At 66.3% G+C, this 14909-nt stretch carries 14 protein-coding genes; 11 read left to right on the forward strand and 3 right to left on the reverse strand.

Going from position 1 to position 14909, the window contains the following annotated elements; all coding sequences use genetic code 11:
- Window positions 1–51: 51 nt before the first annotated feature.
- Genes AC3A5Z_RS01600 through AC3A5Z_RS01610 form a run of 3 tightly spaced genes read right to left on the reverse strand, consistent with a single transcriptional unit; the run spans window position 52 to window position 3575 of the window.
- Window positions 52–885 (reverse strand): alpha/beta hydrolase, encoded by an 834-nt coding sequence (locus tag AC3A5Z_RS01600; protein WP_487517660.1) that lies wholly within the window; start codon window positions 883–885, stop codon window positions 52–54.
- Between the two features lie 8 nt (window positions 886–893).
- Window positions 894–2360, reverse strand: a complete 1467-nt coding sequence (locus AC3A5Z_RS01605; RefSeq protein ID WP_487517661.1) for an NAD-dependent succinate-semialdehyde dehydrogenase — start codon at window positions 2358–2360, stop codon at window positions 894–896.
- 15 nt (window positions 2361–2375) lie between these two features.
- Window positions 2376–3575, reverse strand: coding sequence for an iron-containing alcohol dehydrogenase (locus tag AC3A5Z_RS01610; protein WP_487517662.1), 1200 nt, complete (start codon window positions 3573–3575; stop codon window positions 2376–2378).
- 219 nt (window positions 3576–3794) lie between these two features.
- Between AC3A5Z_RS01610 and AC3A5Z_RS01615 the strand changes: the two genes are divergently transcribed.
- The 11 genes from AC3A5Z_RS01615 (at window position 3795) to AC3A5Z_RS01665 (ending at window position 14527) form a co-directional block, all read left to right on the forward strand.
- Entirely contained in the window at window positions 3795–4442 is a 648-nt protein-coding gene (locus AC3A5Z_RS01615) for a GntR family transcriptional regulator (RefSeq protein WP_487517663.1), read from the forward strand.
- Between the two features lie 2 nt (window positions 4443–4444).
- Window positions 4445–6004, forward strand: coding sequence for a sugar ABC transporter ATP-binding protein (locus AC3A5Z_RS01620; protein WP_487517664.1), 1560 nt, complete (start codon window positions 4445–4447; stop codon window positions 6002–6004).
- Window positions 6001–6984, forward strand: a complete 984-nt coding sequence (locus AC3A5Z_RS01625) for an ABC transporter permease (RefSeq protein WP_487517665.1) — start codon at window positions 6001–6003, stop codon at window positions 6982–6984. The genes AC3A5Z_RS01620 and AC3A5Z_RS01625 overlap by 4 nt, the downstream gene beginning before the upstream one ends.
- 43 nt (window positions 6985–7027) lie before the next feature.
- On the forward strand, window positions 7028–7990 hold the full coding sequence (locus AC3A5Z_RS01630) for a substrate-binding domain-containing protein (protein ID WP_487517666.1): 963 nt from the start codon (window positions 7028–7030) through the stop codon (window positions 7988–7990).
- 58 nt (window positions 7991–8048) lie between these two features.
- Window positions 8049–8636, forward strand: a complete 588-nt coding sequence (locus AC3A5Z_RS01635) for a DJ-1/PfpI family protein (RefSeq protein WP_487517667.1) — start codon at window positions 8049–8051, stop codon at window positions 8634–8636.
- Between the two features lie 482 nt (window positions 8637–9118).
- Complete coding sequence (locus tag AC3A5Z_RS01640) at window positions 9119–9277, forward strand: hypothetical protein (RefSeq protein WP_487517668.1); 159 nt, start codon at window positions 9119–9121, stop codon at window positions 9275–9277.
- A gap of 505 nt (window positions 9278–9782) precedes the next feature.
- Window positions 9783–10922 (forward strand): TRAP transporter substrate-binding protein, encoded by a 1140-nt coding sequence (locus AC3A5Z_RS01645; RefSeq protein WP_136793485.1) that lies wholly within the window; start codon window positions 9783–9785, stop codon window positions 10920–10922.
- 79 nt (window positions 10923–11001) lie between these two features.
- Complete coding sequence (locus AC3A5Z_RS01650; RefSeq protein ID WP_487517669.1) at window positions 11002–11601, forward strand: TRAP transporter small permease subunit; 600 nt, start codon at window positions 11002–11004, stop codon at window positions 11599–11601.
- Entirely contained in the window at window positions 11598–13016 is a 1419-nt protein-coding gene (locus AC3A5Z_RS01655; protein ID WP_487517670.1) for a TRAP transporter large permease, read from the forward strand. The genes AC3A5Z_RS01650 and AC3A5Z_RS01655 overlap by 4 nt, the downstream gene beginning before the upstream one ends.
- Window positions 13006–14385, forward strand: coding sequence for an amidase (locus AC3A5Z_RS01660; protein WP_487517671.1), 1380 nt, complete (start codon window positions 13006–13008; stop codon window positions 14383–14385). The genes AC3A5Z_RS01655 and AC3A5Z_RS01660 overlap by 11 nt, the downstream gene beginning before the upstream one ends.
- The gene (locus AC3A5Z_RS01665) at window positions 14378–14527 is read left to right on the forward strand and encodes a hypothetical protein (RefSeq protein ID WP_169310927.1); all 150 of its coding nucleotides are present in this window, start codon (window positions 14378–14380) and stop codon (window positions 14525–14527) included. The genes AC3A5Z_RS01660 and AC3A5Z_RS01665 overlap by 8 nt, the downstream gene beginning before the upstream one ends.
- The last annotated feature ends 382 nt before the right edge of the window (window positions 14528–14909 follow it).

Here is a 14909-nt window from a genome sequence, read left to right on the forward strand (position 1 = left end):
CCTGGGTTTCCTCCGTGCTTCCCGGCGAAGACGGCAGCCGCAGGCGGGATGTCAGCTTTCCAGAAGGTCTGCCAGGACCCCCCCGAGGGGGGACTTCGGATCTGCAAGGGACAGGACGATGGTCAGATGGTTGAGGCCCGGCTCCTCGCGCACCTTGTTGGCATGGCCCTCCTGATCGAGGCGTCTGCCGAACCTTTTCGCCTGCTCGTGAAACGGGAGTGTCTCCTCCGAGCCCCGGGTGATGATCCGCAGCGGTCCTTCGCCCTGCCGGGCGGTCAGGGGCGACCATCCAGCGGCCTCTTCCGTCGTCATCTGCGCCTCGTCCTTCAGAAAGCTGGACGGGATGCCGGACAGATCATAGAGGCCGCTGACCATCAGCAGGCCACGGAGGCGGGGCAGGTCGGGATCGGCCGTCTCCTGCGGGCCGCAGGCGGCAAGATAGCTTGCCAGATGCGCGCCGGCGGAATGGCCGCTGGCCGTGAACCGGGCCGGATCGGCGCCTAGGTCTTGCGCCATCGCCTGCAGATGCCGCGCCGCCGCCCGCACCTGCGCCACGATGCGACCCAGCCGCGTGCCCGGCATCAGGTCATAGGTCGCTATGGCGGCAATGCCGCCGGCCGCCAGGACCGGCGCCGCAACGAGGTGATGATCGGCCTTCGAGCCGGACCGCCAGTAGCCACCATGCAGGAACAGGTGGAGTGGCGCACCCTTGGCCGGGTTCGGCGGGAACAGGATATCCATCCGCTCTCGCGCAGAGGCTCCATAGGCGACATCGGCGCGGATTTCCGCGCGCGCCGTAAGGTCGCGCGACCGGGCCGCGGTCTCGGCCATGAGGGCGTCGAACTCCGGGATGAAGTCGCGGTTGCGGTAGAGATCCTGTTGCATGCCTTCCCCTAGAACTGCACCGCGAAATACTTCGGCTCGAGGAACTCGAGGATGCCGGTCACTCCACCCTCGCGCCCGAGCCCGCTCTGCTTCACCCCGCCGAAGGGGGCGGCCGGGTCGGACATGAGACCGCGGTTGATCGCCACCATGCCGCTCTCGATGCCCTTGCCGACGCGCAGCGCGCGGGCAAGGTCGCGCGAATAGACATAGGCGGCAAGCCCGTATTCGGTGTCATTGGCCAGACGGATCGCCTCCGCCTCGGTCTCGAAGCGGTAGACCGGAGCTACCGGGCCGAAGATCTCCTCATGGGCGATCTCGGCCTCCACCGGCACGTTCTCCAGCACCGTCGGCGGGTAGAAATAGCCCGGCCCCGGCAGGGGCGTGCCGCCGGTCGTCACCCGCGCGCCGCGCGCTACTGCCTGCGACACCAGCCGGTCGATCTTGGCGACCGCCTTCGCGGTGATCATCGGCCCGACCTGCGTCTCCGCAGCAGTCCCCGGCCCGATCCGCAGCGCCGCCATGCGGCGGGTCAGCCCCGCGACGAAGGCGTCATGGATGCCCGACTGGACATAGAAGCGGTTCGCCGCCGTGCAGGCCTCGCCGGCGTTGCGCATCTTGGCGATCATCGCCCCATCCAGCGCCGCCTCCAGATCGGCGTCGTCGAAGACGAGGAAGGGCGCGTTGCCGCCGAGTTCCATCGAGCAGGAGACCACCGTCTTCGCCGCCTCGGCCAGCAGGGTGCGCCCGACACCGGTCGAGCCGGTGAAGGACAGCTTGCGCACCCGCGGGTCGGCCAGCATGGCATTGACCACCGGGCCGGGCTGGGTGGTGGTCAGCACGTTCACCACCCCCGGCGGCACCCCGGCCTTGGCTCCCAGACGCGCCATGGCATAGGCGGTCAGCGGCGTCTCGGAGGCAGGTTTCAGGATGACGGTGCAGCCCGCCGCCAGCGCCGGGCCGATCTTGCGGGTCGCCATGGCGGCGGGGAAGTTCCACGGGGTGATCAGCACGGCGATGCCGATGGGATCATGGTCGACGAGGATGTGATGCGCGCCCGAGGGCGTGTGGCGGAACTCGCCCGGCACGCGGACGGCCTCCTCAGCATACCAGCGGAAGAATTCGGCGGCATAGGCCACCTCGCCGCGCGCGTCGGGCAGCGCCTTGCCGTTCTCCAGCGAGATCAGCCGGGCCAGATCCTCGGCATGCTCGGTCATCAGGACGAACCAGCGCCGCAGGATCTCGGCCCGCGCCCGGGGCGGCGTCGCGGCCCAGCCGGCGGCGGCGGCCTCGGCCGCGTCGACCGCGCGCATCGCGTCCGCCATCGAGGCGTCCGGCACCTCGGCCAGAACCTCCCCCGTCGAGGGGTCGACCACCGGAATGCCGCCGCCGGGCAGCCAGTCGCCGCCGATGTAGAACCCCTGCGCATGCAGGGCCGGGTCGGCGAAGCCGGCGGTGCGGGGAGAATCGAGGGTCATCTGCTGTCCTTCCGGTTAGTGGCTCACGCCGCGGTCGCCGCGGAACGCGGCCCGCAGCAGTCGGGTCATGCCGGCGCGGTCGATCGGCCGGGGATTGTTCTGGATCAGCCGCTCGATCCCGCAGGCCTGTTCGGCCACGCTGTCGATCTGGTCCTCGGCGAGGCCGAGCGCGGCCAGCGTCGGCGGGATGCCGATGCGGTCGAACAGGGCGGCGATGGCGGGGATCACCGCCTCGGCCGAGCCGAGCCCGGTCACCGCGGCGATCTGCGCCAGATCCTCGCCGATCACCGGGCGGTTCCAGTCCATGACATAGGGCATCAGGCAGGCGACCCCGGCACCATGGGCGGTATGGGTCAGCGCCCCCACCGGATACTGAATGGCATGGGCCGCCGCCGTTCCTGCAACGCCAAAGGCAAGACCGGCAAAGGTCGCCCCCTGCATCACCTGCGCCCGGGCATCGGCATCGCTTCCGTCCGTGCAGGCCCTCTCCAGCCCCTGCCAGAGCAGCGAGATCGCGTTCAGGGCGAACTGGTCGGACACTGTGTTCTTGCCGATGAACACCCGCTCTTGCGTCAGGCTGGCGGTCAGCGGCCGCCGGACAGCGGTGAACGCCTCGATGGCATGGGTCAGCGCGTCGGCCCCGGCGATGGCGGTCAGGCCGGGGGGGCAGGTCAGCGTCAGATCCGGGTCGCAAAGGGCGACAGTCGGGATCAGATAGGGGCTGGAAATCCCCACCTTCAGAACGCGGGCCGAGTCCGACAGCACGGCGACCGGCGTCGCCTCGGAGCCGGTGCCGGCGGTGGTCGGCACGGCGATCAGCGGCAGGACAGGCCCCGGGACCTTCAGCTCTCCGTAATAGTCCTGCGGCTGGCCGCCATGCGACAGCAGCAGCGCCATGCACTTGGCCATGTCGAGGCAGGACCCCCCGCCCACGGCAATCACCAGATCGGCGGAGAAGTCGCGGGCGGCTTCCGCCGCTGCAACCGCCGTTTCGACCGGCACATCCGGCAGGGTGCCGGTTTCGACCCGCACGGCCAGTCCCTTGTCCTGAAGATCGGCCAGCATGGCGAGGAAGTCCGCATCCTCTGCCAGCCTCGCGTCGGTGACCACCAGCGCCCGATGGCCGAGCCGTCTCGCCACGGCGCCGAGGACGTGACGCTGGCCTGAGCCGAAGATGATCTCTCGCGGCGCCCTGATCGTGCCGAATTGCTGCATGATGTCTCTGTTCCTACGGTTCGTGGTCAGCCGGTCATGGGTCAAGCCGGTCAAGTGAGCGGCAGCGGGGGGAGGAGCAAGATCATATATCGGATCGTATATGATATTGTGTTTGACATTGGATATCGTATTTGCGACCTATCTGCCTGTGTCAAGTCGAGATGTGAGGATGTGGTGATCGGAACGGCAACTGAGCGGACAGGCTCCAGAAGCACTTCGGTGCGGCCGGCCAGCGTGGTCGACGGGGTCTACGACAATGTCTACGAGCGGCTGATGTCGCTGGAAATCGCTCCCGGTGCGCGGATTCCGATCGACGTGATCGCCCGCGAGCTGGACGTGTCGCAAACTCCGGTGCGCGAAGCGATGTCGCGGCTGGAGCGCGAGGGGCTGGTGCGCAAGGCGCATCTCATCGGCTATTCCGCCGCGCCGCAGCTGACGCGCAAGCAGTTCGACGACCTCTACACCTTCCGCCTGCTGCTGGAACCGGAATGCGCCCGGCTGGCCGTGGTGAACATGACGCCCGACTCGCTGCGGATGCTGGAGGAGGCCGCCGCCGACATGGAGCATGGCGAGACCCCGGTGGACCGCACCAGCCGCTATTCCCGCTTCGCCCGGGCGGATGCGCATTTCCACGACGCCATCCTGCGCATCGCCGGCAACGAGGTGATCCGCGCCACCCTGTTCAACCAGCATGTGCATCTGCACCTGTTCCGTCTGATGTTCCACACCCGCGTCACGCAGGAAGCCCTGGAGGAGCATGAAAACCTGCTCCTCGCCTTCCGCGCCGGTGACGCCGCCGCCGCCCAGACCGCCATGCACGAGCATATCTCGCGCTCGCGGGCGCGCCTGCTGTCGGCCTTCGATTGACCATGGGCCAGGTTCTGCCCCTCCCTGCCACAACCGCACCGAGGCCGCAGCCCGGCCCCGCCTTGCGGACAATCGGGCTGGGCAAGGCCTATGGGCCGATCACGGTGCTGTCGGATGTCACGCTCGACATCCACGCCGGCGAGATCCACGCCATCATCGGCGAGAACGGCGCCGGCAAGTCGACCCTGATGAAAAGCCTGTCGGGCCATGTCGCCCTGACCACCGGCCATCTGGAGATCGGCGGCCAGCGTGCCGTCCTTCCCGACGCCGCGGCTGCCGAGGCCCTGGGTGTGGTGCTGGTGCATCAGGAGATCCTGCTGGCGCATGATCTGACCGTCGCAGAGAACCTTTTCCTCGGACGCGAGCTGACCCGTGGGTTCCTGATCGACGACCGGGCGATGAACCGGCGCGCGGCGGAGCTTCTGGCCTCCGTCGGCGCACTGTGCCATCCGAGGGACCGGGTGGGGGATCTGTCTCTGGCCCAGCGACAGCTGGTGCAGATTGCGCGGGCGCTGCTGGAACCGCGGACCGTGGTGATCTTCGACGAGCCGACAGCCGTTCTGGCGAATGACGAGGTTGCGGCGTTGCTTGCGGTGGTGCGCGATCTTCGCGCGAGGGGCGTCGCGGTACTCTACATCTCGCATCGGCTCGACGAGGTCGAGGCGCTGGCGGATCGTGTCACCGTTCTGCGTGATGGCCGGATGATCGGCACCTGGCCTGCAAAGGGGATGACGCAGCGCGAAATGGCCGAGCTGATGGTCGGTCGCAAGCTGGACATGCTCTATCCCGCGAAACGCCCGGCGGTGACGGGTGAGCCGCTGCTGGTCGTGGAGGATCTTTCGGTCGATCACGGGGCAGTCGAGGCAAGTCTCGCCGTGCGGCCCGGCGAGGTGCTGGGCATCGGCGGCATGATCGGCTCGGGCCGGACCAAGCTCTTCGAGGGGCTGATGGGCCTCCGCCCCTCGCAGGGGCGCGCGGTGATGGGCGGGGCAGAGGTAGCCCATCGCTCGGTCGTCGCCTGGCAGGCGGCGGGGCTGGTCTATCTGACCGAGGATCGCAAGGGCAAGGGATTGCTGCTGGATGAATCCCTCGCGGTGAACCTGACGCTTCAGGCGCTGGATGTCATGCATCCCGGTCTGGCGCTGGACCATCGCAAGGAAGCTGCCGCGCGGGACAGGGCTGTCGCCGACTATGACATTCGCGTGCGGTCGGTGACGCTTGATGCCGGGCAGTTGTCGGGGGGCAACCAGCAGAAGCTGCTGCTCGCCAAGGTCATGCTGACCGACCCCTCGGTGGTGATCATCGACGAGCCGACGCGGGGCATCGACATCGGCAACAAGAGTCAGATCTACGAATTCATCGACAAGCTCGTGCGGGCCGGCAAGGCCTGCATCGTGATCTCCTCGGAACTGCCGGAGTTGGTCGGTCTGTCGGATCGCGTGCTGGTGATGCGGGCCGGACGGATTGTCGCCGAACTGACGGGCGACCGGATCACGGAGCAGAACGTCGTCTATGCCGCGACCAGCGGCGAGGCGCATGGGACGGCGGGAGACCGGAAATGACAGTGACAGCAGGATCGATGCGCCGGGACGCACGGCGCATTCGCTGGGCCGACACGGGCCCGTTCATCGCGCTGGCGGTGGTCGTTCTGGTTGGCATGATGCTGAACGACAACTTCCTCAGCGCCACCAACATCGCCAATGTCGTCACCCGCTCGGCCTTCGTGGCGATCATCGCGGTTGGCGCGACCTTCGTGATTTCGTCCGGCGGGCTGGATCTGTCGGTCGGCTCGATGATGGCCTTCGTGACCGGCATCATGATCCTGACCATGAACCGGCTGGAGCCTTCGATGGGCGCCAACGCGATCCTGGTCGGCGCGGGCGTCGGGCTGATCGTCGGCGCGCTTTGCGGGCTGTTGAACGGCGTGATCGTCACGGTCGGCAAGATCGAGCCCTTCATCGCCACGCTGGGCACCATGGGGATCTTCCGCGCGCTCATCACCTGGATGTCCGATGGTGGCTCCATCCCGATCGACCGGGCGCTGCGCGAGCCCTATCGTCCGGTCTATTTCGGCAATGTGCTGGGTGTTCCGCTGCCGGTGCTCATCACGCTGATCGTGGTGCTGGTCGGGGCCTTCCTGCTCTACCGCACGCGCTACGGACGGCGCTGCATGGCGGCGGGGTCAAATCCCGACGTGGCGCGGTTCTCCGGTGTGTCCGTGGCGCGTATCCGCACGACGGCCTTCGTGATCCAGGGCATCTGCGTGGCCATCGCCGCCATCTGCTACATCCCGCGTCTCGGTGCCGCGACGCCGACCACCGGACAACTTTGGGAGCTGCAGGTGATCACCGCCGTCGTGATCGGAGGCACGCTCTTGCGGGGAGGCAAGGCGCGCATCTGGGGCACCGTGGCCGGCGCGCTGATCCTCGAGGTGATCGCCAACCTGATGGTGCTGTCCAACATGGTGTCCGAGTACCTCGTCGCTGCCGTGCAGGGGGTGATCATCATCCTGGCCATGCTGGCGCATCGTTTCATCAGATAATCGCCCCAAAGCGGCGAAGACTTTCCAAGGGAGGAAGAAGACCATGACTTTCATCACCAGACGAGCGCTCGGCCTGCTGTCGGCGGCCAGCCTTGCCGCCATCGCCGCGACCGGGGCGCTGGCGCAGGACAAGAAGACCATCGCCGTATCGATCCCCGCCGCGACCCATGGCTGGACCGGCGGCGTGGTCTATCACGCCGAGCAGGCGGAGAAGGAGATCGAGGCGGCCTTTCCGAACATCGACGTGATCGTGAAGACCTCGCCCTCGGCCACGGCACAGGTCTCGGCGCTGGAGGACATGTCGGCCAGCCAGACGCTCGACGCGCTGGTCATCCTGCCCTTCACCTCGGAGGAACTGACCGGCCCGGTCGAGCAGGTGAAGGCGAACGGCACCTTCATCGCCGTGGTGGACCGCGGCCTGACCGATCCCGCAATCCAGGATCTCTACGTCGCCGGCGACAACATCGCCGTGGGCGCGAACACCGCGAAATGGCTGGCGGAGAAGCTGGGCAACGAAGGCAAGATCGTCGTGCTGCGCGGCATCCCCACCGTGATCGACGACGAGCGCATCCAAGGCTTCACCGAGGTGATCGAGGGCACGAACATCGAGATCCTCGACATCCAATACGCCAACTGGAACCAGGACGAGGCCTTCAGCCTGATGCAGGACTATCTGGCCAAGCATCCGCAGATCGACGCGGTCTGGGCCAACGACGACGACATGCTGCTGGGCGTGCTGGAGGCGGTGAAGGAGTCGGGCCGCACCGAGATCAAGTATGCGCTCGGCGGCAACGGCATGAAGGACGTGATCGAGATGGTGATGGCCAACGATCCGGTCACGCCGATCTCCACGCCCTACCCGCCGTCCATGATCAAGTCCGCAATCTACATGACGGCGGCGCAGTTCACCGGCCAGGCGCCGATGCGCGGCACCTTCAAGCTGGATGCGCCGCTGATCACCCCCGAGAACGCGGAGCAGTTCTACTTCCCCGACTCGCCGTTCTGATCCCCGGAGCGCCCGTCACAGGGCGCTCCCCCCGACCAAGTTGAAGAAGGAGAGGCACATGCCTGGCAAGACTATCCTCATGCTCTGCGGCGAGTTCACCGAGGAATACGAGATCTTCGTGTTCCAGCAGGGAATGGAGGCCGTGGGCCACACCGTCCATGTCATCTGCCCCGACAAGAACAAGGGCGACATGATCCAGACCTCGCTGCACGATTTCGAGGGCCACCAGACCTATATCGAGCGCTTCGGCCATCTGGCCGAGATCAACAAGACCTTCTCGGAGGTCAACCTTGACGAATACGATGCGGTCTACTGCGCCGGCGGCCGCGGCCCGGAATACATCCGCACCGACAAGCGCATCCAGGCGATGGTGCGGCATTTCCACGAAGCCGGAAAGCCGATCTTCACCATCTGCCACGGCGTGCAGATCCTCGTGGCGGTCGACGGGGTGATCCGTGGCAAGAAGGTTGCGGCCCTTGGTGCCTGTGAGCCCGAGGTCATTCTGGCTGGCGGCACCTACATCGACGTAAAACCGCACGAAGCCTATGTCGACGGCACGATGGTTTCGGCAAAAGGCTGGACGGGCCTGGGTGCGTTCATGCGCGAATGCATGAAGGTGCTGGGCACACAGATCACGCACAGCTGACAGATTTCCGCGAACCTTCCTCCGGCGATCCGGCCGGAGGTCTTCCTGCGCCCCCGGCTCAAAACGGAGCGCGCCGGCCTCCTTGGTCCTGCGACCGTGGGCGCCAAGCGGATCGAGACGGCTGGAGCGGGTAAGAGCGCCGGGCGGGTGGCGTCAATCGGGCACCGGCCGCCGCCCGCCCGCACCGTCATGCGTTGTCTGCTGAAGCAGGTTCTCGAACTGGAGCCTGTCCACGGGGGCGGAGAAAAGATGGCCTTGGCCAACCGAGCAGCCGAGCGCCTCCGGGCCATGCAAGCCGGTCGGCCGTCTCCCCACCCCCGTTGACGGTTCCGACCCTCCTGAGCATGGTTTCCGTTATCTTGTCCGGTCCGGCGAAGAGGCGCTGACGCCTCCAGCCTTCCCGGCAGTTCCCAAAACCACATCTGCCCCACCGGGAAAGCGCTGTTTTCCCGATGGGCGGAGGCATGCTCGAGGAGGCTTCAATGCCCGCCGACCCGATCCTGGCCAAAGGCCACATCCGGCTCATCGAGGCGTGGTTCCCGGCCGTCGATGCCTCGCAGCTGGACATCACCCGCCGCCTGACCGACCACCTGTGGAAGCTGCGGAGGCGGCGCAGGAGCGGAGGTTGGCCGAGGCTGTAGCGCCGCTCCGACAGGAAGATGCGGCGTAGCAGCCTGCTGTCGGGACCGGCAGGTGTAGGTTGTCGGTGCCGAAGGAGGCAAGGGTAACGACCTGCTCCTCCCACCGTCGGTCGAGGCCATCGTTGCGGCGCTGGAACGCCCGGATACACGGGCGCGGAGGTTGAACCTGCGGTCGGTGATCCGGCTGCTGGACCGCGCCGCAGAGCTGGAACGCGACCCGATGCCGGTTTGACCCGCGCACGGACTGCCCGGCATCGCGCCAAGGGGAAACCTCGCCTCGAGCATGAGTTCTGCAACAACGCCCACCATCACTGCCAGTCAGTTCCATCGGACTCTACCCGGGATCACTCGCCCCGTTGCGCCCTTCACTCTCGCCGACCGCCTCAGCCTTAGGTTGGAGGTTGTGAAAAGGCGTTAATAAAAGTTTGTAACGAAACGCTCCCTCCCTATAGTCTTTTTACAAGAACCGCGAAGCGGCGAAGAGAAGATCAGGGAGGAGAACGCAATGACCAATCACTCAGGTGACCGGGCGCTGTCGCGTCGGTCTTTCATCCGCACAGGCGCGCTTGGCGGCGGGGCCGCTGCCGTCGGCACATTGGCTGCGCCGGCGGTTCTGGCGCAGGCGCCGCTCGTGATGAAGATGCAGACTTCGTGGCCGGCCTCGGATGTCTGGCAGGAGATGGCGCAGGATTACGCCACCCGCGTCGAGGAGATGTCAGGCGGCCGCCTGAAGGTCGACCTTTTGCCCGCGGGTGCCGTGGTCGGCGCATTCCAAGTGATGGATGCGGTCAATGACGGCGTCATTGACGCGTCGCATTCGGTGTCTTCCTACTGGTACGGCAAGTCGAAGGCTGCCTCGTTCTTCGGGACGGGTCCCGTGTTCGGCGGCTCGGCCACGACGATGATCGGCTGGTTCTACCAAGGTGGCGGGCAGGAGTTGTACCGTGAGCTGACGCAGGACGTTCTCGGCCTGAACACGGTGGGTTGGTTCGGCTTCCCGATGCCAGCCCAGCCCTTCGGCTGGTTCAAGGGGGAGGTGAACACGATCGCCGACATCCAGGGCTTCAAGTATCGGACCGTCGGCCTCGCCGCGGATCTGATGCAGTCGATGGGCATGTCCGTGGCGCAGCTTCCGGGCGGCGAGATCGTCCCCGCGATGGAGCGTGGTGTGATCGACGCCTTCGAGTTCAACAACCCGACCTCCGACCTTCGCTTCGGCGCGGCTGATGTGGCAAAGAACTACTACCTGTCCTCCTATCACCAGGCCTCTGAAAGCTTCGAGTTCGTGTTCAACCGCGACTTCTACGAGGATCTGGAGCCCGACCTGCAGGCAATCCTCCGTTACGGGGTGGAAGCCTCGGCGACGGCCAACACGATGACGGCTCTCAACAACTACTCGGCGGATCTGCAGCGCATCCAGAACGAGCTGGGGGTGACCGTGCGGCGCACCTCTCAGGAGATCCTCGACGGCCAGATCGCCGCCTGGGACACGCTGATCGGCGAGCTGGAGCAGGACGAGTTCATGAAGCGTGTGATGGACAGCCAGCGGGCTTGGGTCGAGCGCGTCAGCTACTACGAGCTGATGAATGCGCCCGATTACGTCCTCGCCTACAACCACTACTTCCCCGGCAAGCTCGCCCTCTGAGGGCCTTCGCGACTCGACGTCTCATCGGCCGGACTCCGTCTGGCCGATGCGTGCTGACACATCCTAACCGCGAGGCCCCATGATCCAGACCATCCGCCTCATCGATTCGCTCTCGGCGGCCTTTGGGAAGGCCTTCGCCTGGCTGATAATCCTGATGACGCTCGGGACCTCTTATGAGGTGCTGGTGCGCTACGTCTTCAACAACCCGACGCCCTGGGCCTACGATGTGTCGTTCATCATGTACGGAACGATGTTCATGATGGCCGGTGCTTATACCCTGTCGCGCGGCCAGCATGTGCGCGGGGACTTTCTGTACCGCTCATGGCAGCCTCGCACGCAGGGGAAGGTGGATCTGGTGCTGTACCTGACCTTCTTCTATCCCGGCGTGCTGGCTCTGGTGTTCACCGGGTGGAAATACTCGTCCCGGTCCTGGGGTTATGGCGAAGTGTCGGTCAACAGCCCAGCGGGCGTGCCGATCTACCAGTTCAAGTCTGTCCTCGTCGCGGCAGGTCTTCTGCTGGCGATCCAGGGAGTGGCAGAAATCATGCGCTGCATCATCGCGATCCGCCAGAACCGCTGGATGACCCCCGAAGATGACGTGGTCGAGACGGAGGACCTGTTGATGCGGCAGGCAACGCAGGCCGAGGCAGGCAGCGGCCAGTCGGGAGGCCATCCATGACCGAGCCGCAGATCGCCCTGCTGATGCTGGGGCTGTTCATCGTCGTGGTGTTCCTCGGCTTTCCGATCGCCTTCACCCTGATGGCGATGGGGATCTTCTTCGGCTACTACGCGTATTGGGACGAGGGGCGCATGTGGCGCGCCTATGAACGGCTGGACGAGACCGCCTCCTGGTGGGACTCCACATCGCTTTGGTTAGAGGGGTTCCTGAACAACCGGATCTTCGACCTTTTCGTGAACCAGAGCTACACCGTGATGTCGAACGAGGTGCTGACCGCGATCCCGCTGTTCCTGTTCATGGGCTATGTGGTGGAGCGGTCCAACATCGTGGACAAGCTCTTCGGTACCCTGAACGTCGCAACCAAGGGTATCCCCGGATCAATGGGAGTGGCGGCGCTTTTTACCTGCGCCCTCTTCGCCACCGCCACCGGCATCGTCGGGGCCGTGGTCACGCTCATGGGCCTTCTGGCTTTGCCGCAGATGCTGAAGGCGCGCTATTCCAACTCCTTCGCCTCCGGCATCATCTGTGCGGGAGGCACCCTCGGCATCCTGATCCCGCCTTCGATCATGTTGATCGTCTACGCGGCGGCGTCCGGTGTCTCGATCGTGCGGCTATACGCGGCGGCACTGGTGCCGGGCTTCACGCTGGTCGGCTTCTACCTCGTTTATGTGGTGGGCCGCGCGATCCTGCAGCCCTCGGCTGCTCCCCGCCCGACGCGCGACGAGGTGCCGGACATCCCGATCGGCACGCTTTCGATCATGCTGCTGAAGTCCTTCCTGCCGCTGGCCGTGCTGATCCTGTCGGTGCTCGGCTCGATCCTGTTCGGCCTCGCGACCCCGACCGAGGCCGCCGCCATCGGCGCGCTTGGCGGTCTGCTGCTGGCCGCTGCCTACCGTGCGTTGACCTGGCAGCGCCTGCGCGAGAGCGTCTACCTCACGGTGCGGACGACGGCCATGGTGTGCTGGCTGTTCATCGGCTCCTACACCTTCTCGGCGGTGTTTTCCTATCTGGGAGGCGAGCAGGTCATTTCCGAGTTCGTTCAGGGCTTGGACCTGACGCCTCTTCAATTCCTGCTGCTGGCACAGATCATCATCTTCCTACTCGGCTGGCCGCTCGAATGGTCCGAGATCATCATCATCTTCGTGCCGATCTTCCTTCCGCTGCTGCCCCTGTTCGGCATCGATCCGCTGTTCTTCGGCATTCTGGTGGCGCTCAACCTGCAGACCTCATTCCTGACTCCGCCCATGGCGATGTCGGCCTATTACCTCAAGGGCATCGCCCCGGAAGGGGTCACGCTGACCGAGATATTCCGCGGCTGCCTGCCCTTCGTCGGTATGGTGTTCCTATGCATGATGCTGATGTACACTTATCCGGGCTTCGTCTTTGCCCTGCCGGAGGCGATCTATGGCCGCTGATATCTCTCCCCGCCGTCCCGGAGCAGACCTGCTGGATCTTGACACCCTGACCCTGCGCGACCGGCTTGCCACAGGGGCCTTGCGCGCGGGCGAAGTTGCCGAGGCAGTGATCTCCCGGGTGGCAGAGCACGAGCCCGAAGTGCAGGCCTTTGCCTGGTTCGACGCAGGCACCCTGCGGGCCGAGGCCGACCGCCTCGACCGCCTGCGCCGCACCGGGTTGCCGGTGGGGCCGCTGCACGGGATCCCCGTGGGCGTGAAGGACATCATCGACACCCGCGGGATTCCGACCTGCAACGGGACCGCAATCGACGCGGGGCGCGTGCCGTCCGAGGACGCATTCGTGGTTCGCCGTCTGCGCGCGGCGGGTGCCCTGATCGCAGCGAAGACCGTCACGGCCGAGATGGCCTATCTGCATCCCGGCCCGACGCAGAACCCGGCTGACCCATCGCGCACCCCCGGCGGCTCCTCGCAAGGGTCGGCGGCGGCCGTGTCGGCGGGGATGCTGCCGCTTTGCATCGGAACGCAGACCGGCGGTTCGGTGATCCGCCCGGCGTCGTTCTGCGGCGTGGTGGGGTTCAAGCCAAGCTTCGGGCTGATCCCGCGCACCGGAATCTTGACGCAGTCGCCCTCGCTCGACTGTGTGGGTGTGTTCGCCGGTAGCATCGAGGCGGCAGCCCTGCTGGCCGAGGTGCTAACGGGCGACGATCCGAGTGACCCGGCGACGATACCCCGCGCGCCGCTGCGGCTGCTGGACATCGCGTCCTCCGTGCCCCCGGTGCGGCCGACCCTCGCGATCCTACACCTTGCGCCGGGCGGGCTTGCCCCCGAGCCCGACATGGCCGCGGCACTGGCTGAGGTCGAAGCGGCACTCGGCGAGGCCGGCTTCGCCCTGACGCTGCCCAGCCTGTTCGACGAGGCGCTGCCGGCGCGCGAGTGCATCAACCTTGCTGAGATGGCCAAGTGCTACCACCCGCACGAGCGGCGGGGGGCGGCGCTGATGTCGGAGACGCTCGCGGGGGCCATGGAGCGCGGCCGCGCGATACCGGCGCGCGATTACCTCGCGGCGCTCGACTGGCCGCGCGTGCTGAATGCGGCTCTCGACACGATCTTCGACCGATGCGATGCCATCGTGACCCCGGCTGCCCCCGGCGCAGCCCCCGGAGCCGAGACGACGGGAAGCTCCGCCTTCAACGGCCTGTGGTCGCTTTGCGGCGTGCCGACGGTGACGCTTCCGCTGCTCACCTCGTCAGACGGCATGCCGATGGGGCTTCAAGTCGTGGGCCGGCGCGGCGACGACGCCCGCCTGCTGCGCACTGCGCGCTGGATATGGACCGCGCTCGTGTCCTCTCAGGGAGAGTCCCATGCTTGAACGCGCCGCCTCCGTCGCCGCCCTGACCGTTCTGATCGGCTTTCTCGGCATCCTGGTGTGGAAGCTTCAGCGCCTTGACCTCACGATCGTCGTCGGCCTGACAATCGTCCTCGCCGCATGGGACGCCCTCGGCCGGCGCTGAGGCGTGGTACTGAGCCTGTCGTCGTAGGCCCACCGCGAGGGAGAAACACGTAAACCCTCGCGGTGCAGCGAACGCGGGGTCGGGTCGCATCACTACCACTCCTGCCCGAGCTTTGCTGAGGCGCCCTTCGAAAGGCGGCTTTGGAGACCGGCCATGCAGCATCCCTGGTAGCTCGCCGTCCGCTTTGGGCAGCTTGTGCTTTCTCTGCGCAGGATGGGCTTCAGGCAGGCTTTCGGGATCGAGGGCGGCGCCTGCTGCCGTCAAGTCGGGCCGACGTTTGCTTCGCCAGCCGCCGCGATATCATCGACTTCGCTGCGGCACCGGTTCAGCAACGGGGTCAAGGCGCTGCGCCTTGTCTTCCTGCCTTGCGCCGTGGCGCATC

The sequence above is a fragment of the Cereibacter sp. Soil_C_27 genome (assembly GCF_057657095.1).

Bases quoted from the DNA above. Each gene is read 5' to 3' on its own strand.
- AC3A5Z_RS01600 (WP_487517660.1), bottom strand. From the start codon at position 885: ATGCAACAGGATCTCTACCGCAACCGCGACTTCATCCCGGAGTTCGAC.
- AC3A5Z_RS01605 (WP_487517661.1), bottom strand. From the start codon at position 2,360: ATGACCCTCGATTCTCCCCGCACCGCCGGCTTCGCCGACCCGGCCCTG.
- AC3A5Z_RS01610 (WP_487517662.1), bottom strand. From the start codon at position 3,575: ATGCAGCAATTCGGCACGATCAGGGCGCCGCGAGAGATCATCTTCGGC.
- AC3A5Z_RS01620 (WP_487517664.1), top strand. From the start codon at position 4,445: ATGGGCCAGGTTCTGCCCCTCCCTGCCACAACCGCACCGAGGCCGCAG.
- AC3A5Z_RS01625 (WP_487517665.1), top strand. From the start codon at position 6,001: ATGACAGTGACAGCAGGATCGATGCGCCGGGACGCACGGCGCATTCGC.
- AC3A5Z_RS01630 (WP_487517666.1), top strand. From the start codon at position 7,028: ATGACTTTCATCACCAGACGAGCGCTCGGCCTGCTGTCGGCGGCCAGC.
- AC3A5Z_RS01635 (WP_487517667.1), top strand. From the start codon at position 8,049: ATGCCTGGCAAGACTATCCTCATGCTCTGCGGCGAGTTCACCGAGGAA.
- AC3A5Z_RS01640 (WP_487517668.1), top strand. From the start codon at position 9,119: ATGCCCGCCGACCCGATCCTGGCCAAAGGCCACATCCGGCTCATCGAG.
- AC3A5Z_RS01645 (WP_136793485.1), top strand. From the start codon at position 9,783: ATGACCAATCACTCAGGTGACCGGGCGCTGTCGCGTCGGTCTTTCATC.
- AC3A5Z_RS01650 (WP_487517669.1), top strand. From the start codon at position 11,002: ATGATCCAGACCATCCGCCTCATCGATTCGCTCTCGGCGGCCTTTGGG.
- AC3A5Z_RS01655 (WP_487517670.1), top strand. From the start codon at position 11,598: ATGACCGAGCCGCAGATCGCCCTGCTGATGCTGGGGCTGTTCATCGTC.
- AC3A5Z_RS01660 (WP_487517671.1), top strand. From the start codon at position 13,006: ATGGCCGCTGATATCTCTCCCCGCCGTCCCGGAGCAGACCTGCTGGAT.
- AC3A5Z_RS01665 (WP_169310927.1), top strand. From the start codon at position 14,378: ATGCTTGAACGCGCCGCCTCCGTCGCCGCCCTGACCGTTCTGATCGGC.